This is a genomic window from Bradyrhizobium ottawaense, assembly GCF_900099825.1.
GTDB classification, from domain to species: domain Bacteria; phylum Pseudomonadota; class Alphaproteobacteria; order Rhizobiales; family Xanthobacteraceae; genus Bradyrhizobium; species Bradyrhizobium ottawaense_A.
In genome coordinates this window covers 4,240,079-4,260,663 of record NZ_LT629693.1, presented here as the reverse complement: position 1 = coordinate 4,260,663, position 20,585 = coordinate 4,240,079, and the positions used below count along the sequence as shown (strand labels likewise).

General features: G+C 61.3%; 25 protein-coding genes and 1 tRNA gene. 13 read left to right on the top strand and 13 right to left on the bottom strand.

Features of this window, described 5'->3' with window-relative positions; genetic code table 11:
• Nucleotides 1-88: 88 nt before the first annotated feature.
• Nucleotides 89-1,468 (bottom strand): sensor histidine kinase, encoded by a 1,380-nt coding sequence (locus BLR13_RS19935; RefSeq protein WP_074820316.1) that lies wholly within the window; start codon nucleotides 1,466-1,468, stop codon nucleotides 89-91.
• Nucleotides 1,465-2,139, bottom strand: a complete 675-nt coding sequence (locus tag BLR13_RS19930; RefSeq protein ID WP_074820317.1) for a response regulator transcription factor — start codon at nucleotides 2,137-2,139, stop codon at nucleotides 1,465-1,467. The genes BLR13_RS19935 and BLR13_RS19930 overlap by 4 nt, the downstream gene beginning before the upstream one ends.
• A 348-nt stretch (nucleotides 2,140-2,487) precedes the next feature.
• Between BLR13_RS19930 and BLR13_RS19925 the strand changes: the two genes are divergently transcribed.
• From BLR13_RS19925 to BLR13_RS19910, 4 genes are all read left to right on the top strand, one after another.
• Nucleotides 2,488-3,069, top strand: coding sequence for a class I SAM-dependent methyltransferase (locus tag BLR13_RS19925; protein WP_074820319.1), 582 nt, complete (start codon nucleotides 2,488-2,490; stop codon nucleotides 3,067-3,069).
• Nucleotides 3,070-3,075: 6 nt separating this feature from the next.
• Nucleotides 3,076-3,717: a DedA family protein gene (locus BLR13_RS19920; RefSeq protein ID WP_074820321.1), complete on the top strand. Its 642-nt coding sequence runs from the start codon at nucleotides 3,076-3,078 to the stop codon at nucleotides 3,715-3,717.
• 220 nt (nucleotides 3,718-3,937) lie between these two features.
• Entirely contained in the window at nucleotides 3,938-4,951 is a 1,014-nt protein-coding gene (locus BLR13_RS19915) for a UDP-2,3-diacylglucosamine diphosphatase (protein ID WP_244524902.1), read from the top strand.
• Nucleotides 4,951-5,955, top strand: coding sequence for a glycosyltransferase family 4 protein (locus BLR13_RS19910; protein WP_074820324.1), 1,005 nt, complete (start codon nucleotides 4,951-4,953; stop codon nucleotides 5,953-5,955). The genes BLR13_RS19915 and BLR13_RS19910 overlap by 1 nt, the downstream gene beginning before the upstream one ends.
• A 132-nt stretch (nucleotides 5,956-6,087) precedes the next feature.
• Here the strand turns inward: BLR13_RS19910 and BLR13_RS19905 are convergent.
• Both BLR13_RS19905 and BLR13_RS19900 read right to left on the bottom strand, forming a co-directional pair.
• Nucleotides 6,088-6,164, bottom strand: a tRNA-Arg gene (locus BLR13_RS19905).
• A gap of 116 nt (nucleotides 6,165-6,280) precedes the next feature.
• Nucleotides 6,281-6,790: a hypothetical protein gene (locus BLR13_RS19900; RefSeq protein WP_074820326.1), complete on the bottom strand. Its 510-nt coding sequence runs from the start codon at nucleotides 6,788-6,790 to the stop codon at nucleotides 6,281-6,283.
• Between the two features lie 395 nt (nucleotides 6,791-7,185).
• On the opposite strand from BLR13_RS19900, the gene BLR13_RS19890 reads away from it, so the two are divergent.
• Nucleotides 7,186-7,791 (top strand): hypothetical protein, encoded by a 606-nt coding sequence (locus BLR13_RS19890; RefSeq protein ID WP_074820329.1) that lies wholly within the window; start codon nucleotides 7,186-7,188, stop codon nucleotides 7,789-7,791.
• 435 nt (nucleotides 7,792-8,226) lie between these two features.
• Here BLR13_RS19890 and BLR13_RS19885 read toward each other — a convergent pair whose 3' ends face one another.
• The 5 genes from BLR13_RS19885 to ltrA all read right to left on the bottom strand — a co-directional run bounded on the left by BLR13_RS19885 (nucleotide 8,227) and on the right by ltrA (nucleotide 11,539).
• Complete coding sequence (locus BLR13_RS19885; RefSeq protein ID WP_074820331.1) at nucleotides 8,227-8,472, bottom strand: hypothetical protein; 246 nt, start codon at nucleotides 8,470-8,472, stop codon at nucleotides 8,227-8,229.
• Nucleotides 8,473-8,606: 134 nt separating this feature from the next.
• Nucleotides 8,607-8,801 carry a hypothetical protein gene (locus BLR13_RS19880; RefSeq protein ID WP_074820334.1) on the bottom strand — a complete coding sequence of 65 codons (195 nt, stop codon included), beginning with the start codon at nucleotides 8,799-8,801 and terminating at the stop codon, nucleotides 8,607-8,609.
• 315 nt (nucleotides 8,802-9,116) lie between these two features.
• Nucleotides 9,117-9,365 carry a hypothetical protein gene (locus tag BLR13_RS19875; RefSeq protein ID WP_074820336.1) on the bottom strand — a complete coding sequence of 83 codons (249 nt, stop codon included), beginning with the start codon at nucleotides 9,363-9,365 and terminating at the stop codon, nucleotides 9,117-9,119.
• Between the two features lie 66 nt (nucleotides 9,366-9,431).
• Nucleotides 9,432-9,800, bottom strand: coding sequence for a CsbD family protein (locus BLR13_RS19870; protein WP_074820338.1), 369 nt, complete (start codon nucleotides 9,798-9,800; stop codon nucleotides 9,432-9,434).
• A gap of 407 nt (nucleotides 9,801-10,207) precedes the next feature.
• The gene (gene ltrA, locus BLR13_RS19865; protein ID WP_143039567.1) at nucleotides 10,208-11,539 is read right to left on the bottom strand and encodes a group II intron reverse transcriptase/maturase; all 1,332 of its coding nucleotides are present in this window, start codon (nucleotides 11,537-11,539) and stop codon (nucleotides 10,208-10,210) included.
• 602 nt (nucleotides 11,540-12,141) lie between these two features.
• Here ltrA and BLR13_RS40250 point away from each other — a divergent pair.
• From BLR13_RS40250 to BLR13_RS40245, 3 genes are all read left to right on the top strand, one after another.
• The gene (locus tag BLR13_RS40250) at nucleotides 12,142-12,444 is read left to right on the top strand and encodes a hypothetical protein (RefSeq protein ID WP_143039708.1); all 303 of its coding nucleotides are present in this window, start codon (nucleotides 12,142-12,144) and stop codon (nucleotides 12,442-12,444) included.
• A 57-nt stretch (nucleotides 12,445-12,501) separates the two neighbouring features.
• Nucleotides 12,502-12,705 carry a hypothetical protein gene (locus BLR13_RS19860; protein ID WP_074820340.1) on the top strand — a complete coding sequence of 68 codons (204 nt, stop codon included), beginning with the start codon at nucleotides 12,502-12,504 and terminating at the stop codon, nucleotides 12,703-12,705.
• A gap of 328 nt (nucleotides 12,706-13,033) precedes the next feature.
• Entirely contained in the window at nucleotides 13,034-13,183 is a 150-nt protein-coding gene (locus BLR13_RS40245) for a hypothetical protein (RefSeq protein ID WP_154070809.1), read from the top strand.
• Between the two features lie 132 nt (nucleotides 13,184-13,315).
• Here BLR13_RS40245 and BLR13_RS19855 read toward each other — a convergent pair whose 3' ends face one another.
• The 3 genes from BLR13_RS19855 to BLR13_RS19845 form a co-directional block, all read right to left on the bottom strand.
• Entirely contained in the window at nucleotides 13,316-13,672 is a 357-nt protein-coding gene (locus BLR13_RS19855) for a CAP domain-containing protein (protein ID WP_244524901.1), read from the bottom strand.
• A 93-nt stretch (nucleotides 13,673-13,765) separates the two neighbouring features.
• Nucleotides 13,766-13,984, bottom strand: coding sequence for a hypothetical protein (locus BLR13_RS19850; RefSeq protein ID WP_074820342.1), 219 nt, complete (start codon nucleotides 13,982-13,984; stop codon nucleotides 13,766-13,768).
• Nucleotides 13,985-14,051: 67 nt separating this feature from the next.
• Nucleotides 14,052-15,059, bottom strand: coding sequence for a 2-dehydropantoate 2-reductase (locus BLR13_RS19845; protein WP_074820344.1), 1,008 nt, complete (start codon nucleotides 15,057-15,059; stop codon nucleotides 14,052-14,054).
• Between the two features lie 193 nt (nucleotides 15,060-15,252).
• On the opposite strand from BLR13_RS19845, the gene BLR13_RS19840 reads away from it, so the two are divergent.
• Nucleotides 15,253-15,831, top strand: coding sequence for a YidB family protein (locus tag BLR13_RS19840; RefSeq protein WP_074820346.1), 579 nt, complete (start codon nucleotides 15,253-15,255; stop codon nucleotides 15,829-15,831).
• A gap of 72 nt (nucleotides 15,832-15,903) precedes the next feature.
• Nucleotides 15,904-16,182 carry a GlsB/YeaQ/YmgE family stress response membrane protein gene (locus tag BLR13_RS19835; protein WP_074820347.1) on the top strand — a complete coding sequence of 93 codons (279 nt, stop codon included), beginning with the start codon at nucleotides 15,904-15,906 and terminating at the stop codon, nucleotides 16,180-16,182.
• A 154-nt stretch (nucleotides 16,183-16,336) separates the two neighbouring features.
• On the opposite strand, the gene BLR13_RS19830 is transcribed toward BLR13_RS19835, so the two are convergent.
• A complete protein-coding gene (locus BLR13_RS19830; protein WP_074820349.1) occupies nucleotides 16,337-17,119 on the bottom strand; it encodes an SDR family NAD(P)-dependent oxidoreductase in 783 nt (260 codons plus the stop codon).
• A gap of 287 nt (nucleotides 17,120-17,406) precedes the next feature.
• Here BLR13_RS19830 and BLR13_RS19825 point away from each other — a divergent pair, with 287 nt between their 5' ends.
• The 3 genes from BLR13_RS19825 to BLR13_RS19815 are packed head-to-tail and all read left to right on the top strand — an operon-like array spanning nucleotide 17,407 to nucleotide 20,512.
• Nucleotides 17,407-18,471 (top strand): acyl-CoA dehydrogenase family protein, encoded by a 1,065-nt coding sequence (locus tag BLR13_RS19825; RefSeq protein WP_074820352.1) that lies wholly within the window; start codon nucleotides 17,407-17,409, stop codon nucleotides 18,469-18,471.
• A gap of 39 nt (nucleotides 18,472-18,510) precedes the next feature.
• Nucleotides 18,511-19,671, top strand: a complete 1,161-nt coding sequence (locus tag BLR13_RS19820) for an acyl-CoA dehydrogenase family protein (RefSeq protein ID WP_074820354.1) — start codon at nucleotides 18,511-18,513, stop codon at nucleotides 19,669-19,671.
• 40 nt (nucleotides 19,672-19,711) lie between these two features.
• Nucleotides 19,712-20,512, top strand: a complete 801-nt coding sequence (locus BLR13_RS19815) for an enoyl-CoA hydratase/isomerase family protein (protein ID WP_074820355.1) — start codon at nucleotides 19,712-19,714, stop codon at nucleotides 20,510-20,512.
• The last annotated feature ends 73 nt before the right edge of the window (nucleotides 20,513-20,585 follow it).

Sequence of the window (20,585 nt, the reverse complement as noted above, 5' to 3'; positions counted from 1 at the left end):
GTTTCACAGGTTTCCTTTAGGCCCCGAGCCGGGCGATCCCGGTCACTCCACGCGGAATCATGACGATCATTGTTTCGCTCGTTAGAAACTACGAAACGGCGCGCTGAACATTTGGGAATGTCATTCTCAAGCACGCCCCTCCAGATGGCCCAGCGACCACTTCAGCGCGGCCACCGTGCAGATACATGATCTTCCGCACGAGATCGAGACCGAGGCCCGCGCCTCGTCCGCCTTGCTGCAGGCGGTAGAACGGTTCAAATATCTGCTCGCGCTCCGCGACCGGAATGCCGCCTCCGTCATCGCAGACCTCGATCCATCCGGCACGCGCCACGCGAACCATGATTGTGCCGCGACGGCCGCCGTGGTCGATGGCGTTTTGCACAAGATTGGTCAATGCCCGCTCGAGAGAGGTCTGATCGCCTCTTACCTCGATGTCTTCATCTTCTGGTTCGAAGGACATTTCGTAGCCTGCAGCGAACGCGAGCGGCGCCAAATCAAGGACAACACGCCGGGCGATGCCGACCAGATCGACCGGGACAAGCCGGTCGCCTTGTTGATCGAGCCGTTGAAGGTCAAGAAGCTGCCCGGTCAGCACTGTCAGGCGGGTGGCGTCTTCAAGCAGCCGCGTCTTCTCCGGTCCCGTCGGAAGCGAAGAGACCCGCGTCGTCAGAATGGCGATCGGGGTTCGAAGCTCATGCGCCGCATCGGCCAGAAAGCGCTTGTGACGCTCATAGCCCTTGTCGAGGCGGCCGAGGGCGTCATTGACCGCCTTGACCAGCGGAATGATCTCGGTTGGGACTTCGTCCACAGACAACTGTACGCCGCGGCGGTCGATGTCGATCCGTTCAGCTTGCGCGGCCGCTTGCCCCAGGCCCGCCATGGCCCGGCGAACCACGAACGGCGTCGCGACGAGTGTCGCAAACGCCATCAGCCCGATAATCGGCAACAAGAAGTTCAGGAACACAGGCGGCGCGACTGCGATAACCCTGCCAACCGAGATACGCCCCTGCGTTCCCGTCATGATTTGAACGCTCCCGGCTCGGCTATCAACCCATTTGACGAGCCCCGCCAGCGGCGACGTTTGTCCTGCCGTCCATGAGAGCCGTGCCTCCCGGACGTGGTCAAGCGCACCGGCGATCGACACAAAGTCCGGTGGCACGACGCCCTCCGACAGGCGATGCCCCTGCGCGTCCCGGACGACGAACCACAGGCCGGAAATTTCCGATCGCAGATTTGCGAGTTCCGGCGTCGGGCGCAGCGTCAATCCGCCGCCAGCATCGCGTTCCACCGCCTCCTTGAGCACATCGAGGCTGCTGCCTTCATAGTCTTCGCCCAGAACGCCGCTCCACCACAATGCCGCGACGACCAGCAGGACGAGCACGATCAGCGCGCTCAGCACCGTCGCCTGCAACAGCACCAGGCGCCCGACCAGGCGCCACCTGAGGGATCGCGGCCGCAGCAAGGTCATGGCGTATCACGCAGAAGGTATCCGACGCCACGGATGCCGTTGATCGTTACCCCGGCGTCTGCCTCTGCGAGCTTGCGGCGCAGCCGCGAGATGTGGGAGTCGAGCGCATTGGGCTGAACCTCGTCGTCAAGGCCAAAGACCGCTTCCATCAGGGAAGCCCGCTGCACCATTCGTCCCATGCGACGCACCAGGGCTTCCAGCACCAGCAACTCGCGACGCGGCATTTCCAGCGCCTTTCCCTCGATACTCGCCTCGCGATGCGTAAAGTCGAACGAGATGCGCCCGACCCGCACAATATCGGATTGCACACCAGCCGGCCGACGCAAGAGAGCCCGCAACCGGGCCAGCAGTTCCTCGAAGGCAAACGGCTTGGCGAGATAATCGTCCGCACCGTTGTCGAGGCCGGCAACCCGGTCGGCGAGATCACCGCGGGCGGTCAGCACGAGCACCGGCACGACGTTGCCGCTGGCGCGCAGTTTCGGAATAAGAGACAGGCCATCGCCGTCCGGCAACTGACGATCCAGCACCACGACATCGTAGTTGCCATCCGCGGCGATTACTTCAGCCTCGGACAGGTTGAGTGCGTGATCGACGATCATGTCATGCCGCGTCAGGGCGGCACGCAGGGCAGCGACCATTTCCAGGTGGTCTTCCACCAACAATACGCGCATCAGCTAGATTCCCCCGCCTCGCCACACCCGGCTCTTCCGTCTTACGCAATCCATTCTATCGACCTTTCATTGCGGCAACCTTGCACCGGAACTCCGCGGACGCCGTGCCGATTATTTTCTTCAGAGCGCATGCGCGACAGGTTCCCGCAATCTAGCCATGAGACACAGCACCCCGTCGGCCGGACCGGGCGATTTCCACTCTGTCACCGATCGGTATCGCTCTACGGCTCGGCCGTATGCCCTCTTCCCGCAGCAAATGCGAATGCGCCACCTGAAAGAGACAAATGATTTTGAGATCGAACGACGACCCTGAACCCGGCCGCGCCCTCATCGCGATGGATAACCGATATGCCGGCCGCTGACATTCTGCCGTTCTTGCTTTCCTGGATTCGCAATCCACTGCGGGTCGCCGCGGTGGCGCCATCGGGCACCGCCGTCGCAACACTCATGACGCAGGAGATCACGGCGAAAACGGGGCCCGTCATCGAACTTGGCCCAGGCACCGGTCCCTTCACATATGCGCTGCTGGAGCGCGGTGTGCGGGAGCAGGATTTGACGTTGGTTGAATATGCCTCCGATTTCGTTCGGTTGTTGCACGCACGCTTCCCGCACGCCCGCGTGTTCTGGATGGACGCTACCTGGCTGGAGAAGTACCGGCTGTTCGAGAACGCACCGGCCGGCGCTGTCGTCAGCGGCCTCGGGCTGCTCACGATGCCGCCCCACAAGGTTGTCGCCATCCTGAGCGGCGCGTTCAGCTACCTGCGTCCGGAAGGCGCCTTCTATCAAATCACCTACGGTCCGCGCTGCCCGATCGCAGACAGCATTCTCGATGACCTCGATCTCCAGGCAACCTGCATCGGCCACACAATGCGCAATGTGCCTCCGGCCTCCGTGTACCGCATCACCAGGCGCAAGCCGACCGCAACCTGAGGCATTATGGAAAATTCGAGCACCATCGCAACACTGCTGAGCTTCGGCCTCGCGGGAATCGGCTGCCTGGCCATCGTCGAGAAATTCGTTCCGCTGTTTCCGTCTTACGTCCTGCTGATGTTTCTCGGGATGACCGTCTCCGATAGCACAACTCTCACCATGACGATCATGGTGACCACAGTCGGATCAGTCATCGGAGCCGTCGGCTGGTACGGACTTGGCAGGGCTCTGGGATCACAGCGAATCGAGAATTTGGTCGCTCGCTACGGGAAATTTATTTTTCTCCGACCCTCGCTCTATGGACAACTAACGAGCGCCTACCGCAGCAATCACTTTTGGGTAACGCTGATCGGCCAGACCCTTCCGACCGTGCGGATCTATTTGGCTTTGCCGGCTGGCGTGCTCAAGCTCGAGCCCAGGGCATTTCTCGCCGCCACGTCGCTCGGCACGCTGATCTGGAACACGCCATTCCTGAGCCTCGGATACGCATTGCGCGGCAGCAGTCACGATCCGGTCAGCATCGGCTTTTGGGTGGCGGTGACCCTCATTGCGGCAGAATTCGCCATCCTCCTGGGATTTCGCTTTTGCAAAAGGCCCGTCGCGGTTTCTTCCGGGATAGCTGCGGGCGAACGCAAGAGCAGCATCTGAACGTCACTGAAATTGATCGGGCCCGGCATCGCATGATCGATCGCACTGATCCCATCCCTGCGGAGTAGTTTGCATGAGAGCTTCCCTATCCCACTTGAGGCCCAGCGCTGACGCTCTTGAGCGCACAGCGGCCACGGCCATGGTTCTTTTTTCGAGCTACAAGCTTGCGCCCTTTCTCGCTGATGACCAACGCCGGGGGGCCGGTTTCACATTCGTCCTCTTGATCGCGAGTATTTGCTGGCTGCGCTCGGCTCTCAAGAGGCAAGCCAGCCGCGACGCAACCAAGGCCATTATCAGCTTCGCAGCATTGACCGCGACGATGGTCCAGCGCGACAAGGTTGGTGAGGAATACCCCGGCAATGGCTGCAATGAGTTCGCGAGCAGGAATGCCGCCGTCGATACAGGCAAGGCGCCGCCATCAAAGGAGGCCCAATCCCAGGCCGTCACCAAAATCCGAACTCTTTTTATCTCCGACGTACATCTCGGCACCAAGGGATGCCAGGCCGACCTGCTGATCGAATTTCTTGGCAGCTACGATGCCGCCACCGTATTTCTCGTCGGTGACATCGTCGATGGCTGGCACCTGAAGTCGAACTGGTACTGGCCGGAGATGCACAATGATGTCCTGCAAAAGCTGTTACGCATGGCGAATGAGGGAACGCGCCTCGTCTACGTTCCCGGCAACCACGATGAATTCCTGCGCGATCATGTCGGGTCAACGTTCGGCGGCATCGAAATAGTCGCGCACGCGATCCACAAGGCCGCTGACGGCCGGGACTATCTGGTCATCCATGGCGATCAGTTTGATCTCGTCGTCAACCACGCGCGCTGGCTCGCCGTTCTCGGGGATTGGGCTTATCGGACCGCGCTGACTTGCAACCGGTATCTCAATTTCGTGCGCCGCCACCTCGGCTTCACCTATTGGTCGCTGTCTGCCTGGGCGAAACTGAACGTCAAGAACGCCGTCAATTATATCGGCCGTTTCGAGGAGATGCTGTCAGCCGAGGCGCATCGGCATGATGTCCAGGGGGTGATCTGCGGTCATATCCACCATGCCGTCATGCACGACGACTTCGGCGTGCGCTATATCAACGCCGGGGACTGGGTGGAATCCTGCTCGGCCGTGGTCGAGCATTACGATGGCCGCTTCGAGATCCTGCGATGGGTCGGGCCGCGGTTGCATCCCCTGACAATCGAGACGCCGTCGAGCCCGCCGGCAAAGGTCGCGGCGTAATGCGCGTGCTGGTCGCGACCGATGCTTGGCGCCCTCAGGTAAACGGGGTCGTTCGCTCGCTGGAAAATCTGGCGACTGAGGCGCCTTCATTCGGCGCCGATATCACCTTCCTGACACCCCAGGATTTTCCAACGCTGCCGTTGCCCGGCTATCGCGAAATACAGCTTGCCTTGCCGTCGCCCGGCACCGTCAAACGCGCCATCGCCGCGGCGCGACCCGAGTCGGTGCACATCGCAACCGAAGGTCCCATTGGTTGGGTCACCCGGTCTGTGTGCCGGAGAGAAGGCTATCCCTTTACGACGAGCTACCACACCCGCTTTCCAGAATATCTTGCAGCTCGGCTGCCCGTGCCGCTGGCGTGGAGCTACTCGGCATTGCGACGGTTTCACAACAGCGGCGCCGGCATCATGGTCGGCACGCCAACGCTTGAGCGCGACCTAAAGGCTCGAGGATTTTGCAAGCTCATGCAGTGGTCGCCGGGCGTCGACGCCGACGTTTTCCGCCCGCGCCTTGAGCGTCCGCTCGCATTCCCCAAGCCGGTTTTTTTGTTTGTCGGCCGCATTTCCATTGAGAAGAATATCGCGGCCTTTCTGGCGCTGGATCTGCCCGGCTCGATGGTCGTTGTTGGCGACGGGCCGTTACGCGCGAAGCTGGAAACCGAGTTTCCGAACGCCCATTTTCTCGGCGTCCGGAGTGGGGAAGCGCTTGCCGAAGTTTATGCATCAGCTGATGTCTTCGTCTTTCCAAGCCTTACCGATACTTTCGGTATTGTTCTGCTCGAAGCTTTGGCCTGCGGCCTGCCGGTTGCGGCATTTCCGGTCATGGGACCGCTCGACGTGATCGACCGGTCAGGATGCGGCCGCCTCGACATGAATCTGCACCGCGCCGCTATCGGCGCATTGGATATCTCGCGCCAACAATGCCGCGCCTATGCGCTGAATTTTACGTGGCGGGAAAGCGCCCGCCAGTTTCTAGATAACATCCGACACGCACATGGCATGTGATCGCTCGCCTCCATGCGTGCCCGTATTTGGATTTTTCTTAAACTGCGGCGCCGCGCAGCAACATCATGCCGTTGCTCTTGAAACGCAGCTGGCAAAGGCCCTATTTTATGGAGCGTTTCGAGGTTTGGACGTTGGCGATCCCGGCATGACTCGAACATGCGACCTACGGTTTAGGAAACCGTCGCTCTATCCGGCTGAGCTACGGGACCGCGAACCCGGCCGAAGCACGGGTATCGCGAATTCCATACCAGAGCTCCTCCGGAATCGCTACCCCGGATCGGCTGGCCTTTGAGCCTTCGGCCGCGCCGTGATCCGGGTGTTTGCGCTACTTCCCGACCGCCTTCACCGAAGCAAAAATCTTGGTCAGCGCGGCGGCGTGCTTGTCGAAGGCGGCCTGCGGGCCCCATTGCGCGAGCTGGATGAAGCGATTATTGCCAAGGGCGGTCGCGCGGATCTTGACGGTTCTGGGCTGGCCGTTATCGGTCGCCGAATACACCCATTCCGTCGAGTCGATGCCTGCGAAGGCGCTCGTGCTTTCCTTGACGCCGGCCAGATCGATCTTCAACCCGTTGCGGGTGAGCGCCTTCAGCGCTTCGGCCTTCACTGCGGCGACGTCGGCTTCCTTCTCGACCGTGAGCCAGAAGAACACCGCCCGATCGGGCGAAGCCGTGTCGATGGAGTCATCGGACACGTTGGGATTCCAGGAATCCGGCACATCGATCGAGATCGCAGTCGCACCTTCTTCGGGAATTTTGAAAACGCCGGCCTGCGCCAGGCCCGCCAGAAAAACGGTCAGGAAACCCGTCAAGCCGATCGCAAACAGAAACCGCCGCATCGAACATTCCTACTGCAATTGCCAGATCGAAATCGTATCCCGCCGGCTTCCCGACGAACAATGGCGCTTTAGCAGGACCGGCGTGCCGTCGCCAAGCGCGCGCCCGTGCGAACGGATCTTGGCTGATTGTTGCCACAATGTGGCGCGCCCGGTCCGTCCACCCAAATCGGCATCGTCGGGCGTTTGCCGCGGCACCGCGCGTGAACCGCTTCTTTCACCGTTGAATTCACTCAGCAATTTTTGATTGCACCGACATCCTTGTTCCACAGGTCAACATCCCGGTGGGAAAACAATACGGTTCCGGGGTGACAAGCTCTGCCAAAATGATGACAATCGACTCAATCAAGTTCCCCCTTGCAAGTTCCCGAGAGAATTCGACTGGAGAGTATCGTCCCGTGTTCGTGTCACGACCATCGGCGCTGTTTGTTGCCGCCATTGGAACCTTCGTCGTGCTGACGCCGGTGCGCGCCCACGCGCAGTGGTGGCGCAGCGCGCCGGCCGATTTCGAGGCCTGCGCCGACGCGGCCGAAAAGGCCAAGACCAAGGAAGAAAGAACGGCGTCGCTTGCCGAGTGCAACGCCAAGTTCGCCGGCCGCCGCAAGCCCGGCGGCGGCTACACCTATTACGACTTCATGCAGGACCGGACCTTCGATATCGCAGGTCCCAATCCGACGCCTGAAGAGCAGAAGAAAATCGACGAGCAGTATACCGCCTATCTCGATCGGGAGCGGCGCAACACCATCGCTGCGGCTTTGATGGCCAAGCAGCATCAGCAGCAGCAAGTGCAGCAGGTCTCGCTGCGATCGGAACAGGAACCCGCGCGCGCTGAAGCCGCAAAGGTACCGGTGCCGGTGGCGAGCCCGGTCAAGCGGGCCGCGCGCATCAAGGCAGCCAACTGCGCCCGGAGCTCGTTCTCCTGCGATTGGCCGCGGCTCTCGGAGAGCATCAACGACCTGAAGAAGTTGTTCAGCTCGACGCCGAGCAAGGGCAAGCGGGGCTGACGGAAGCGCATGAGCGCAAGGCCCAAAAGATGCCGGTCAGAGACTGCCCGGCGCTTTTGGCTCAGGCTGTGTGAAAACTCCGATGCCCAACTTGCGTGTAGAACTTCCATCTCGATTTCGTCGATATGGGAGTCGATCGTACTGGCAACCTCTTACGGAAGAAGGCAATTGAGAAAACAATTCTGCGCATCCTTCGCCGGAGCGTGTTTTCACACAGCCTGGACCCAGAACGGACATTGCAGCGTCGAGCCCAACAGTAACCCGACAGCCGGGCTGATTTTCCAGGGGCTTGACCGGTGAACGGTGGAACGACGATTGGCAGCGGTGCTTGCGGCAGACGTTGTCGGGCAAAGGCGAGTTCGCGGTCCCCAGCTTTGATGAGGATTAACAAGCAAAATTCCCGTTGATCCGTAGACTCTGCATTGACACCTGCCTTCAGTCGCCAACCACAATTAGCTTGGATGCCTTTTGTTGACCACGTTGCTTCTTGGCCGGTCCATTTTTCGATTTGTTCTTTGTCCCGGCGATGAGGCGATCCGGCTTGCTTTCAAGATCCGCCATAAGCTTCTCCATGATGGCATCTCGAGTTCTTTTGCTCTTCAGCGAATACCGATGAATGGTTATCGTCAGCTTGTCCTTGCCCGCATGATAGTCGTGGTCGATCTTTGGCTCTTTGGACATTTCGTTCTCCTTGCTAAATAACTTTACTTTTTCTGTTTCGATAACAGCATCCCAATTGCTCCCTTTTGAAAGAAATGTCACCGCGCGTACGGAAACTGAAAGGCCCGGGGATGACCCGGGCCTTTCGTGCCTCGTTATTTCTGCTGCTGACTCTTCGAATGAGCTTGATCGCTATGCTGGTTTGCAGCCTGCGAGTGTTGTTTAGCACTGCTCGCGTGCTCCTTGCCCTTGCCGTGGTCGCCCTTACCGTGATGTTCGGCGGCGGAACGATGTGCCTTGGCAGCGTTTTCGTGGTGTTCGGCAGCCTTGTTGTGCTCGTCTCTCGCCATGGAATCCTCGTTGGTTGTTAGCTCGCAGCCGGCACAAACTCGTCATCCCCGAAAGCGTTCCGACAACCGGATAACCAGAGATGAAATTTTTTCTAGTCCAGGTCTAATGTTGAGTGCACTCAACTTCGAAAAAGGAGGTCGGGTGACCGGTCATGGTCGAACCGGCGCGCAATCTCGCTTATTGGCATCAGCGACGTCCGCTTCCGGGGGAGGATCGGAAGTAATCGGCCAAAGTCTAAAACGTCGCTCTGTCTTATCGTTTAGCGAAAAGAAGAGTGGATCGGTGTCGCGTTCTGTTAGCGCGCTCTCAAACAATCACCGGCGGCGGGCGACGGCAACTCCCAACAGGAACGCGATTAACAGCGAACCGAGAGGCGCTTCGCGCGCGATATTGCTTAAAACGCTCAATGGCATACCGGGCTTTCGACCCGCTTCTATCGCGCCGCTAACTCGATTGACAGTCCCCTTCACGGCATCGGAGACATCCGCGATGGTGGACCTCGGTTCTGGAACAGGATCCAAGCCTTCGTAGACGAAAGGGGCCAGCGGGACGTCATCACTCACGATTTAATCTCCAAACCAACAAACAGCCAATCAATCGAAAGTGTGATTTCTTCCGATATGGCTGTCTTAGCCATAATATCGCGTCGGCGGGCGGCGCGGCGGGCGCGTCATCAACAGCGCCAACGCAAAACCGATCCCGCCCGCGATCAACATCGAACCAAGCGGGTTCTCCTGCACTTTCTTCGCAATCGCTTGCGAGCCGTCGCGAAAAGTATCGCCGCTGTTCTCATAGGCTTCCTTGGCATAGCTCACGGCGGCATCCGTAGTTTCGCGCGCTACGTCCTTGGCTTGGCCGTATAGGTTCTGCGCCTCGCCGGCCGCCTCGCGGACGCGGCCCGCTGCCTGGGTCTTTGCGTCGCCGGCAACATTGCCGACGGTGCTCTCGACCTTACCAGCGAAATCCTTCGCCGAGCCGACAATTCGATCTTTGTCCATGGCGTACACTCCAAAGATGAAGTCTCGGAAAGCTAACTGACAAGGTCTGTTTCGGTTCCCGCGCGCACAGAAAGCCGGTTTGCAAATGTGGTGTGGCCCCTAACCTCTTATCTTTCCGCGCACCCGTTTCTCGACCCCCGAGATGACCGAATCAACCGCCGATTTTTATGGGGCACGTTTCGGACCTGACAGAACCGGCTGACGAAAGCGGACCGCCCGGTGCGCGCCCGGCCCCCCCCCGAATTTGGTAGAGTCGAAGTGTGACGCGGTAGTTTTAGGTTCGAACATATCTGTTTCCGCCCCTTTCGTTTGGCGGTGCCTTACTGGTTCGACCATGGCCCCGTTTTCACACTCCGCTCATCGAACCGGACAGGCGGATTTCCCGCATCCGGCTCTCGGACAAAACGTCACGCCTTCACCCACGGCACGTCGTGCCCAAGCATGCTCAGCCGTACGAGCCCGAAGTGCCCGTAGAGATGCGGGAGTGGATAGGTCCCGCCCTTGCGTCGCCTGACCTTGTGCTTGATGCGCAACCACCGGCGCAACCGCATCGCGGTGTAGCTATCGAGTGCCCGATACGCCTTGCTGACAGTGCCTACTTGGAAGTAGTTCGACCATCCGCGCAGCGTGCGGTTCACCTTGCCCACCAGCTTTGTGGTTTCTTGCCATGTCCCCGTTCGGTCTGTCAGTGCGTGGATTTTCTCAACCATGCGCTTGATGCTCTTCTTCGATGGCCGGTATCCCAGGCGCGCCTGGCCGGTTCTCTCTGAGAACATCCGTCCGAACGTGTAGCCCAAGAAGTCGAACTCACCTTCCGGAACCCTGCAGATTCGTGTCTTCTCCTCGTTGACCGTGAGCTTCAGCTTGCTCATGATCTTGCGCAGTTGCTGCAAGGCTTCTTCGGCTTTGCCTCTCCGACACAGGATCACGAGATCGTCGGCGTAGGTCACGATACGAGAGCCGAGGCTTTGCTCCAACCCGAGCATATTCCATCCCAGCACAAACCGGCGCATGTAAATATTCGCCAGTAGTGGGGAGATGGGTGACCCTTGCGGGATGCCTCGCCGGTTGTCCCGGGCTTCGGTCGTGCGTGTCTTCCTTCCTCGATCATCGGTTTCTTCTACGGGGCATTCCAGCCACATCTTGATCAGATGCAGCACGCGCCGATCAACAATCCGGCGCGCTACCGACTTTAGTAGTTCGGCATGGGGGATGCTCCCGAAGTAGTCCGCGAGGTCGGCGTCAACGACTTCCGGATGGCCTCGGAACAGCAGCCGGTCCACCTCAATTACCGCCTGCTGGGCATTTCGCCCAGGACGGTACGCGTACTGTTCGGGTGGAAGGTCGGCTTCGAAGATCGGTTCCAGCACCAGCATCGCTGCCGTCATGCAGACCCGATCCCGCACGGTCGAGATGCCCAGCGGCCTGAGCTTGCCGTTGGCCTTCGGGATGAACACTCTTCTGATAGGATCCGGTCGGTAGCTTTCCTCCCGGAGCGCAAGCGCCAGTTCGCCAAGCCATCGCCCTACGCCATACGCATCGATATCCGCAAAGTCTTGACCGTCCACACCCGGTGCGCCCTTGTTGGAGCGGCACTGGGCATAGGCATGGGCCAGAATGTCCTCGCGGCTGATCTTGTCGTACAGGGCATAGAACCGATAGCCGGCTTCTGCCTTCGCTTTCGCGTGCAACGCCTTCTGCAGTTTCTGAACAGTTTTCGGAGTTGATAGGTTACCCAATCTCCAAATCCCTCACTACTTGTTGCGTCTGTCTTGAACTGAGGTCCCTTCCCTCCACCGGCGTTACCCGGCTTCAGCGGTACTGCGAACCTCTCCGCCACCCCAAGGCGCCCGACCTGTCCCTCGCGGGCGTTCGGTTGGTCATCGCTGGCCACGCCATGGGGCTTCCCGTGTTGCGTACGCTTTCCTTGTGTACATGCCGTCGCCACTACCCCGGCGCAGCGGCTGGGAGTATTAATTCGCTCTTGCACCCAACCGTATCAGCCTTCCCCGAAAGAGTGGTCGGGTCGGCCTGCGCATCGTCCTTTTCGAGGTTTGCTCGGCGTTTACTCGCGTTACGGCCTGCACACTCGCGCTGTCACCAATTCGTGACACGCATACCGAAGGCTTCAGCCACTTTGTTACCTCCATGACTGCTCCGGTTGCTTCCGGCTGGAGCGGTTGCCGGGTGGGACTTACACCCACTGGAAAGCGCCGCCTTTCCACGGCGCACACCCAAAGCGGGCATCCGACCTGGACGCTTTGCACCAGACAACCGTTCCAACCTCTGGAACTTTTTGGAGCTTCTATGGTTCTAGGGAAGGAGGGCGTTGGAGGAAGTCATGAAGCAACACGCGCCGCCCATAACCAACCTCGTCGAATTGGTAGTTGCTCCGGCCGCTATTGAACGCGCACTCGGTGTCTATGAGCAGCTACATCCGCAGGACCCTTCGGTGATACTACAAGCACGAAAAATTCTTACACAACATATTTACGGTATGATCGATCAGGGTGAGCAAGACGAGCAGCGGCTGACCGTGGGCGGTCTCGCGCGCCTGAAGGCCGTTGAGCGCGACCATGCAATAAAATCCGCCCGTGGAGAGCCTAAAAACGCCGGAAAAAGCAACGCTTCATCCCCAGCTTGATAGTGCCACCAACATCGTGCGGACCGTTGGGCTGCAACTGTCAGCAAAGGATCGTCCGTGATCGAGCCCGTAACCAATTTGACGGTCGGCGATTTGAAGTCTGAACTCAGCAGGTGGTCGGACGAAACGCCCGTGACCTTCCATTCGCCGCTCAAAAAACAGGAATTTAGACTTTTCCGATATCAGGCGGGCGATAGCGTCCTCATCCTTGAGATCAATGAATTTCCGGAAACGTCGCCGCTGGCGTTACCCGAGGCGTAGTTACGCAACTTTGGTTTCGAGTCTGAAACCAATATTCGCTCGTTCCATGACCCAGCCCATGCAAAAAAACGCAGATGTTTGACATGCCCCGCGGCCAGGTGCTCGGGGAGTCGATCTTATGTCCTGATCGCTTCCATTAGGCCGCCAACACCCAGAATGCACATCACCCTTTGATGTTGTAGGCCAGAGCGTGCAGCGGAGCATGTTCCGCCTCTGCATCCCTATTCGATTTTGACCAGCTTCTTGGCTCTTCCCCAGGTCCTCTAAGCCGTCAAAAATTTCCGAAGTTGATTTTCGGACATTGCACGATGTCCAACTTGGGCCGATTATGCACACCAAAGCGGGTGTCCGCCCCCGCATCAAGGCGGCGAACTGCGCCAAGAGCTCGTTCTCCTGCGATTGGCCGCGGCTTTCAGAGAGCATCAACGACCTGAAGAAGCTGTTCAGCTCGACGCCGAGCAAGGGCAAGCGGGGATAGACTCTGTCATTCCCCGCGCAAGCGGGGAATCCAGTACCCACGGGCCTATCGTGGGACACAGCGCTTTCCCGCAAATTAAAAGAGCATCGCCGGTGAGTACTGGATGCCCGCCTTCGCGGGCATGACGTCGTATCAATCCGTCAGCACCATCGCCCAGAATTTCCGGTAAGGTGATTTCGGATTGTCGACAAAGGCGACGCCGATGCGGCGCACGGCCGGCAGCAGCAGGTTTTCGCGATGGCCGGTTGAATTCTCCCACTCCTTCAGCATCTCGGCATAGGTCAGGAATCCGGCGCCGATATTTTCGGCCGCCCCACGTCGGCGCAACGGCGCCATCCGCGACGAAAAACTTCCTCCCGCGCTGTGACTGATCGAGCCGGTGGCCGCCATCGCCTGTGCCTGCTTGCGCGCGGCCGCGCTCAGTCTGCCGTCGAGTTTCACCGCCGACAGACCATGCGCCTTGCGATAGGCGCTGACAGCGCCTGCCATAGTCGGCCGCACTCGCCACGGCCGTGAAGGCAAGGCCCAGGCAGAGCGCGAGCAAAAGCGGCCCCACTGCGGATCGTGCCGGCATTGGATGCATCAATGCGCAGGCGCTTTCTTGCCGCGACGCGGCCGAGCCGGCGTGACGACCGGCGCGACCGGCTGCTGGACCGTCGATGTCGCCGCCCGCTGCTCCTGCAACCGCGCGTCATAGCCCGGCGACGGCGTCACCGTTGGCGGCGCGGCATGGGCCGCGATCAGGGAGGCCCATCCCGCAAGGGCAATAGCCGCCAGAGACACAAGACTCGTTCGCGTCATACCGCTTCTCCCATCGATCGTTGGCGAGCTTCGCGCCGGATCGGCGCCATTTCAAGGCGCGCGTGACTCAATCCGTCGCCCGTATCTGTTCGGGCGTCAGGCCGGGCGAGCCCCTGGCCTCAAGCTCCGCACGCCGGATCAGTTCCACGACGCGGCGCGACACCGGCACGTCGAGGCCGCGCCGTTCGGCAATTTCGGTGATGACCCCCTGCAGATAATCGATCTCGGTGCGGCGGCCGCGCTGCAGGTCTTCCCACATCGACGAGCGTGCCTCGGGATCGATCTTCATGGTCCGCCCCAGCAGGGCTTCGAAGATCGCATCCGGCAGGCGCAGCAGCGGCGGCATCCAGGGCGCCGGGATCGGCGTCGGCGACACCGGCCGGATACCCTCGGCGCGGATCGCCGCCAATCCTTCCGCCATCTGATCGGCGAACAACCGGCGCCACGGCCGCTGTGCGAGTTGCCGGCGCAGCGGCAGGTCGGCGAGCGCGTTGAGCGCGTTGTTGAGATTGACCAGCAGCTTGCCCCACTGCACGCCATCGATGTTGTCGGTCGGACGCATCTTCAAGCCGGGCACCGACAGTTGGTCCGCGGTGTGTGCGTCGTCCCGCTCCACGACAATGTCGCCCGACGTAGCGCGATGGAACCGCCCCTCGCCGGCCGCCACCACGTTGAACGGCACCATGCCGCCGAGCACGCGGCGGCCCGGCAAGCGGCTGCGCAGCACAGCAGTATTGCCGATGCCGTTCTGCAGGCTGACGACGACGACGTCGGGCGGCGCGTTTCGCGCGATCACGTCAGCCATGTCAGCGGTATCCGCACTCTTGACCGTGACCAGCACCACGCCGGCATCGCCGAAAATGGAAGGATTTTCCGACAGCGCGAACCGGCTGGCGGCGACGGTTTGATCGGAGCCTTCAAAGCTCGTCAGCCGCAAGCCGTTGGCCTCGATCTCTCCGATCACGCGCGGTCGGGCCAGCAGCGCGACACGGCGGCTACCTGCCGCCAGCATGCCGCCGACAAAGCAGCCGATGCTGCCTGCGCCTGCGATACCGATGGTACGGCCCGAATTCATTCGCCATTCATCCCCGTTACGCCAAGGTTTTTTAGTAGAGGTTCGATAGCAGAACGGCCGGCCGGTGCCTATTGAACGTGCCGGGCGCTTGCCGGCTGCGCCTTGCAACCCTGCCTTGTAACCGCGCCTTGTAACCGTCATGGGCCACCGTTATGTTTCGCAGACGGGGGCTGTCAGGCTTGAGGAGAGGACTATGGGTTTACTCGACGTACTCAACGGCATGCAGAACGGCCCGCGTGGGCCCAGCGCCCCAAGCGATCCATCCGATAAAAGCGGGATGTCGCCGATGACGATGGCGATCCTGGCGCTGCTGGCCTGGAAGGCGGTCAAGCATTTCGGCGGCAGCCAGCCTGGTGCGGCGCCGACGCAGGCTCCGCCTACCAAATTGCCCGGCAATGTGACCGCGAGCCTGCCCGGTGGCGGCGGCGGTCTCAGCGATGTGCTCAAGGGCGGACTGGGTGGCCTGCTCGCGGGTGGCGCAGCCGGCAGCGTGATCAGCGGCGGCCTCGGCGACCTCCTGAACCAGTTTCAGCAGAAGGGTCATGGCGACACCGCGAACTCCTGGGTCAGCAACGGCCCCAACAAGCAGATCGCGCCCGGCGATCTCGCCAACGCGCTCGGCGCCGACCAGATTGAATCGCTCTCGGCCCAAAGCGGCCTGTCGCGTGACGAGTTGCTTAGCGGCCTGAGCAAATATCTGCCCGACGTGGTCAACCACCTGACGCCGGACGGACGCGTGCCGAACGAGAACGAAGTATCGGGCCGGATTTGACGCGGCATGTGCGCGGCGCCGACAGCGCCGCGCGGCATCACCCTTCAGCACCTTAACAAAAGGACGACAGAAATGAGCGGCATTCTCTGGATCATCGTTGTCGGCTTCATCGCAGGAATTATTGCCCGGCTGCTTTCACCGGGCCCGAACAATCCGAGCGGGTTCATCCTGACCACGGTGCTCGGCATCGCCGGCGCGTTCCTCGCCACCTTCATCGGCCAGGCGATCGGCCACTACGGTCCCGACCAGGGCGCCGGCTTCATCACCGCCACCATCGGCGCGCTGATCGTGCTGTTCATCTGGAACCGGCTGGTTGCGAGCCGGGTGATTGGCGATCCCGGCAGCAAGTAAAGATCATAGGGTGGGCAAAGGCGCTCTTCGCGCCGTGCCCACCATGGTCTTCCGAAGACGAGGCGGTGGGCACGCGGAGCCTGTCATCGGGCGCGCATTCGCGCGACCCGTTGGCTTTGCCCACCCTACGAGTCGCGCTCCTCGCGATGACAGCTCACAGCACCAGATGCATTCCCGCATCCATGCGCACGAATTCACCGGTCATGTTGCTCGACGCCGGCGAGGCGAGGAAGCACACCAGTTGCGCGATGTCATCCGCCGTTGACGCCACCTTCAGCGGCACCTTCGCCACCACGGCATCGCGCACCGCCTTGGCGCCGGCCTCGCCGCGGCCCTTGGTGAACCAGGGCGTATCGATATAGCCGGGGCACACCGTGTTGACGCGGATCAAGGGCGCCAGCGCACGGGCCAGCGATTGCGTGATGGTGTTGAGCGCGCCTTTACTGGCAGCATAAGCGACCGACGAACCGCCGCCGGAGATGCCGGCAACCGACGACACGTTGACCACGGCGGACGGCCGTCCCGACGCTTTCGCGCCCGCCTCAAGCTGCGCGCGCGCGGCGCGGATCATCTGAAACGGGCCAATGGTGTTGACAGCATAGATGCGCTGGAAATCTTCCGCCGTCAGGCCGTCCATATCGCCGTGCGGCACATGCTTGGTGGTGCCGGCATTGTTGATCAGCACGTCGAGACCGCCCCACGCGGCGGCGGCCGCCGCGATCTTCTTGCAATCCTCGTCGCGCGAAACGTCGCCCTGCACCACGACGACTTCGGCGCCGGCCTTGCGGCAGAGATCGGCGGTCGCTTCGGCCTCGGCCTTGCTGCTGGAATAATTGACCACGATGCGCGCGCCGCCCTTGGCCAGGATGGCCGCGGTCGCTGCCCCCAGACCCGAAGCAGAACCGGTCACGATCGCGCACAAACCATCCTTCGACATCCGCATTTCCTCTTGTTGTTGTGAGCTGTTTTGAACGGCCCGCTGGTGGCTCCGGGCCTAGCATATCGTGCGGCAAAGTGCCTGCAAATCCGCGAAAATCCATTGCGCGGAATTTAGTCTTTGCCTGACGGGCTTCATGCCGCCCTCGCAGGCGGCTCTGCGGACAGCGCTTGTCAGGGCTATGGCTTTTGCCCATCATAAAGCGCAAGAAAAGATCGCACCGAGACATCAACCGGGACCTGGCGAAAAGCCGGGCCGGAACTGTGCCAATCAAAATGAGGAACGCTGTGGCGGAGAGTGAGAACATTGTTGCCGAGACCGCGGAAAAGATTTTCGCCGATCTGGCCGATGCCCAAACCATCAATCGCGACAAGAAGGACGCGTGGCAAGCCCCGCTCTGGAAGGCACTGACCGAAGCCGGCCTGCCGCTGGCCTGGGTGCCGGAAGATTGCGGCGGCTCGGGTGCAAGCCTCGCCGAAGGTTTTGGCGTGCTGAGCGCCGCCGGACGTTTCGCGGTCGCCGTGCCGCTCGCCGAAACCATGCTGGCGGGCTGGCTGTTGGCGCAGGCCAAGATTTCCTCGCCCGACGGCGAAATGACGGTCGCTCCCGCAAGCCCGAAGGACCGCATCACCGTCAACAGCGATGGCAGCCTGTCGGGCAAAGCCCGCGGCGTGCCGTTCGCCAAGGCCGCAAAGCACATCGCGGTGCTGGCCAGCGGTATTGCGGGCCTCCAGATCGCGCTGGTCGAGGCCGGCAAGTGCCGGATCGAAGCCGGCATCGGTCTCGGCGGCGACCATTCCGATACCGTGACGCTCGACAAGGTTCAGCCGGTCGCGATCAAGCCCGCGCCGAAGGGTTTCGATCAGACCCAGTTGATGCTGATGGGCGGCGTCGCACGGTCCCTGCAGATCGCGGGCGCGCTGGAATCGATGCTGGAAATTTCCGTGCGCTATTCCAACGAGCGCGTCGCGTTCGAGAAGAAGATCTCGAAATTCCAGGCGGTGCAGCACAATCTGGCGCGGCTGGCCGGCGAGTCGGCGGCGGCATTGGCGGCGGCGACGTCAGCCGCGGATGCCATCGCCAACGCCACCGCGTTCAACGACGAGGTATTTCTCGAAGCGGCCGCGGCAAAGATCCGCTGTTCGGAGGCGGCCGAAAAGGGCGGCGGCATTGCCCATCAGGTGCATGGCGCGATCGGTTTCACCATCGAGCACATCCTGCATCGCTATTCGTTGCGCGCGCTGGCGTGGCGCGACGATTTCGGCTCCGAGAGCTACTGGGCGGTCGAGCTCGGCAAGCTTGTGGCCAACCGCGGCGCTGACGAATTGTGGCCGCTGGTCGCCTCGCGCTGATTCACACCCGTTTGCCTGCATCAAAGTCGAGATCATTCCATGACCGCAGCCCTCCGTTTCGATCCGATCCGCCTGCCGCCCGAATGCGAACAGTTGCGCAAGGAAGTGCGCGCGTTCCTCGCCGAGGAAATCGCCGCCGGCACCTTCGATCCGCACAAGCCCAACCGCGAAGACACCGACGTGCCGGAATTTTCCCGCAAGGTCGGCGCCAAGGGCTGGCTCGGCATGACCTGGCCGAAGAAGTATGGCGGCCACGAGCGCTCGTTCCTCGAGCGTTATGTCGTGACCGAGGAAATGCGCGTCGCCAACGCACCGACGCGGCGTTTCTTCGTCGCCGACCGCCAGAGCGGCCCGGTGCTTTTGAAATACGCGCCCGAGAACATCAAGATGGACATCCTGCCGCGGATCTGCCGCGGCGAGGTCTGCTTTGCGATCGGCATGAGCGAGCCTAATTCCGGCTCGGACCTGTTCGCGGCGAAAACCCGCGCCACCAAGACCGATGGCGGCTACCTGATCAACGGCACCAAGATCTGGACCTCCTCGGCCCATATCGCCGACTACATGATCGCGATCTTCCGCACCTCGCCGCCGACCAAGGAAAACCGCCGCCACGGCCTGACCCAGTTTTTGGTCAAGATGAAGCAGCCGGGCATCGAGGTGAACCCGATCGGCCAGATCACCGGACAATACGAATTCAACGAAGTCGTCTTCACCGACCATTTCGTGCCCGACGATCACGTGCTCGGCGAAGTCGACGGAGCCTGGAAGCAGGCGACGAGCGAGCTCGCCTATGAGCGTTCGGGACCGGAACGTTTTCTGGAAACCTACTACGTGCTGACCGAACTGGTTCGCGCGGTCGGCAAGAATCCGGACACCCGCAGCGCCGAGGGCATCGGCCGCCTGGTCGCGCAGTTGCACACCATGCGCCGCATGTCGGTGTCGGTGGCTGGCATGCTGCAGGCCGGCAAGGAGCCGGTGGTGGAAGCCTCGATCGTCAAGGACATCGGCACCGTGTGGGAGCAGGCGCTGCCGCATCGCGTCCGCGACCTGGCGGCGTTCGTCGAGGAAACCGCCACCAACCGCGAGACGCTGGAAGATCAATTGTCGTTCGCGATCAAAACCGCGCCGAAGCTGACGATCCAGGGCGGCACCACCGAAGTACTGCGCGGCATCATCGCCCGCGGGCTTGGTCTGCGCTAAGCGCGGGCCACGCTTTAGATCAAATCAACGAGGAAACCCAATGAGCAAGTACACTGATATCGGCGTCGAGAAGCATGGTCATGTCGGCCTGATCGAGATCCGCAAGCCGCCGTTGAACTTCTTCGACGTCGCGCTGATCAACCAGATCGCCGATGCGCTGGAAGAATTCGACAAGGATGTCGAAATCCGCGCCACGGTGCTGGCAGCGCAGGGCAAGGCGTTCTGCGCCGGCGCCGATTTCTCCGATCCGAAGCGGCAGGAGCAGGAAGCGGAGTCGAAAAAGGATCCGGCCGCCAACCTGCCGATCAACCATCTCTACGTCCAGGCCGTGCGCATCTTCCGCAACAAGAAGCCGATCGTCGCAGCCGTGCATGGTGCCGCCATCGGCGGCGGTCTCGGCCTCGCGGTTTCGGCGGACTTCCGCGTCACCTGCCCGGAAGCGCGCTTTGCCGCCAACTTCACCAAGCTCGGCTTCCATCCGGGCTTCGGTCTCACCGCGACGCTTCCCGAACTGGTCGGCAAGAACAATGCGGAGCTGATTTTCTACACCAGCCGCCGCGTCACCGGCGAGGAAGCCACCCGGATGGGCCTTGCCAATGTCTGCGTGCCGCAGGATCAGGTGCGCGCCGAGGCGATGAAGCTCGCGGCCGAGATCGCCGAATGTTCGCCGCTCGGCCTGATCTCGACCCGCGCCACCATGCGCGCCGGCCTCGCCGACCGCGTGCTCGCCGCGACCAACCACGAACTTGTCGAGCAGAACAAGCTGCGCTCCACCGAAGACTTCAAGGAAGGCGTCAAAGCCACCTCCGAACGCCGCGTCGCGAATTTCAAGGGAAGGTAGGCTCGCACAGACCTCTCAACATGTCGTCCCGGCCTTGAGCCGGGACCCATACGCCGCGGCAGTCGTCGTGCGA

What these genes read in the sequence shown, in the direction of transcription:
- BLR13_RS19935 (WP_074820316.1), bottom strand. Translation starts at nt 1,468, where the DNA reads ATGACCTTGCTGCGGCCGCGATCCCTCAGGTGGCGCCTGGTCGGGCGC.
- BLR13_RS19930 (WP_074820317.1), bottom strand. Translation starts at nt 2,139, where the DNA reads ATGCGCGTATTGTTGGTGGAAGACCACCTGGAAATGGTCGCTGCCCTG.
- BLR13_RS19925 (WP_074820319.1), top strand. Translation starts at nt 2,488, where the DNA reads ATGCCGGCCGCTGACATTCTGCCGTTCTTGCTTTCCTGGATTCGCAAT.
- BLR13_RS19920 (WP_074820321.1), top strand. Translation starts at nt 3,076, where the DNA reads ATGGAAAATTCGAGCACCATCGCAACACTGCTGAGCTTCGGCCTCGCG.
- BLR13_RS19910 (WP_074820324.1), top strand. Translation starts at nt 4,951, where the DNA reads ATGCGCGTGCTGGTCGCGACCGATGCTTGGCGCCCTCAGGTAAACGGG.
- BLR13_RS19900 (WP_074820326.1), bottom strand. Translation starts at nt 6,790, where the DNA reads ATGCGGCGGTTTCTGTTTGCGATCGGCTTGACGGGTTTCCTGACCGTT.
- BLR13_RS19885 (WP_074820331.1), bottom strand. Translation starts at nt 8,472, where the DNA reads ATGTCCAAAGAGCCAAAGATCGACCACGACTATCATGCGGGCAAGGAC.
- BLR13_RS19880 (WP_074820334.1), bottom strand. Translation starts at nt 8,801, where the DNA reads ATGGCGAGAGACGAGCACAACAAGGCTGCCGAACACCACGAAAACGCT.
- BLR13_RS19870 (WP_074820338.1), bottom strand. Translation starts at nt 9,800, where the DNA reads ATGGACAAAGATCGAATTGTCGGCTCGGCGAAGGATTTCGCTGGTAAG.
- BLR13_RS40250 (WP_143039708.1), top strand. Translation starts at nt 12,142, where the DNA reads ATGAAGCAACACGCGCCGCCCATAACCAACCTCGTCGAATTGGTAGTT.
- BLR13_RS40245 (WP_154070809.1), top strand. Translation starts at nt 13,034, where the DNA reads ATGCACACCAAAGCGGGTGTCCGCCCCCGCATCAAGGCGGCGAACTGC.
- BLR13_RS19855 (WP_244524901.1), bottom strand. Translation starts at nt 13,672, where the DNA reads ATGGCAGGCGCTGTCAGCGCCTATCGCAAGGCGCATGGTCTGTCGGCG.
- BLR13_RS19850 (WP_074820342.1), bottom strand. Translation starts at nt 13,984, where the DNA reads ATGACGCGAACGAGTCTTGTGTCTCTGGCGGCTATTGCCCTTGCGGGA.
- BLR13_RS19845 (WP_074820344.1), bottom strand. Translation starts at nt 15,059, where the DNA reads ATGAATTCGGGCCGTACCATCGGTATCGCAGGCGCAGGCAGCATCGGC.
- BLR13_RS19840 (WP_074820346.1), top strand. Translation starts at nt 15,253, where the DNA reads ATGGGTTTACTCGACGTACTCAACGGCATGCAGAACGGCCCGCGTGGG.
- BLR13_RS19835 (WP_074820347.1), top strand. Translation starts at nt 15,904, where the DNA reads ATGAGCGGCATTCTCTGGATCATCGTTGTCGGCTTCATCGCAGGAATT.
- BLR13_RS19830 (WP_074820349.1), bottom strand. Translation starts at nt 17,119, where the DNA reads ATGTCGAAGGATGGTTTGTGCGCGATCGTGACCGGTTCTGCTTCGGGT.
- BLR13_RS19820 (WP_074820354.1), top strand. Translation starts at nt 18,511, where the DNA reads ATGACCGCAGCCCTCCGTTTCGATCCGATCCGCCTGCCGCCCGAATGC.
- BLR13_RS19815 (WP_074820355.1), top strand. Translation starts at nt 19,712, where the DNA reads ATGAGCAAGTACACTGATATCGGCGTCGAGAAGCATGGTCATGTCGGC.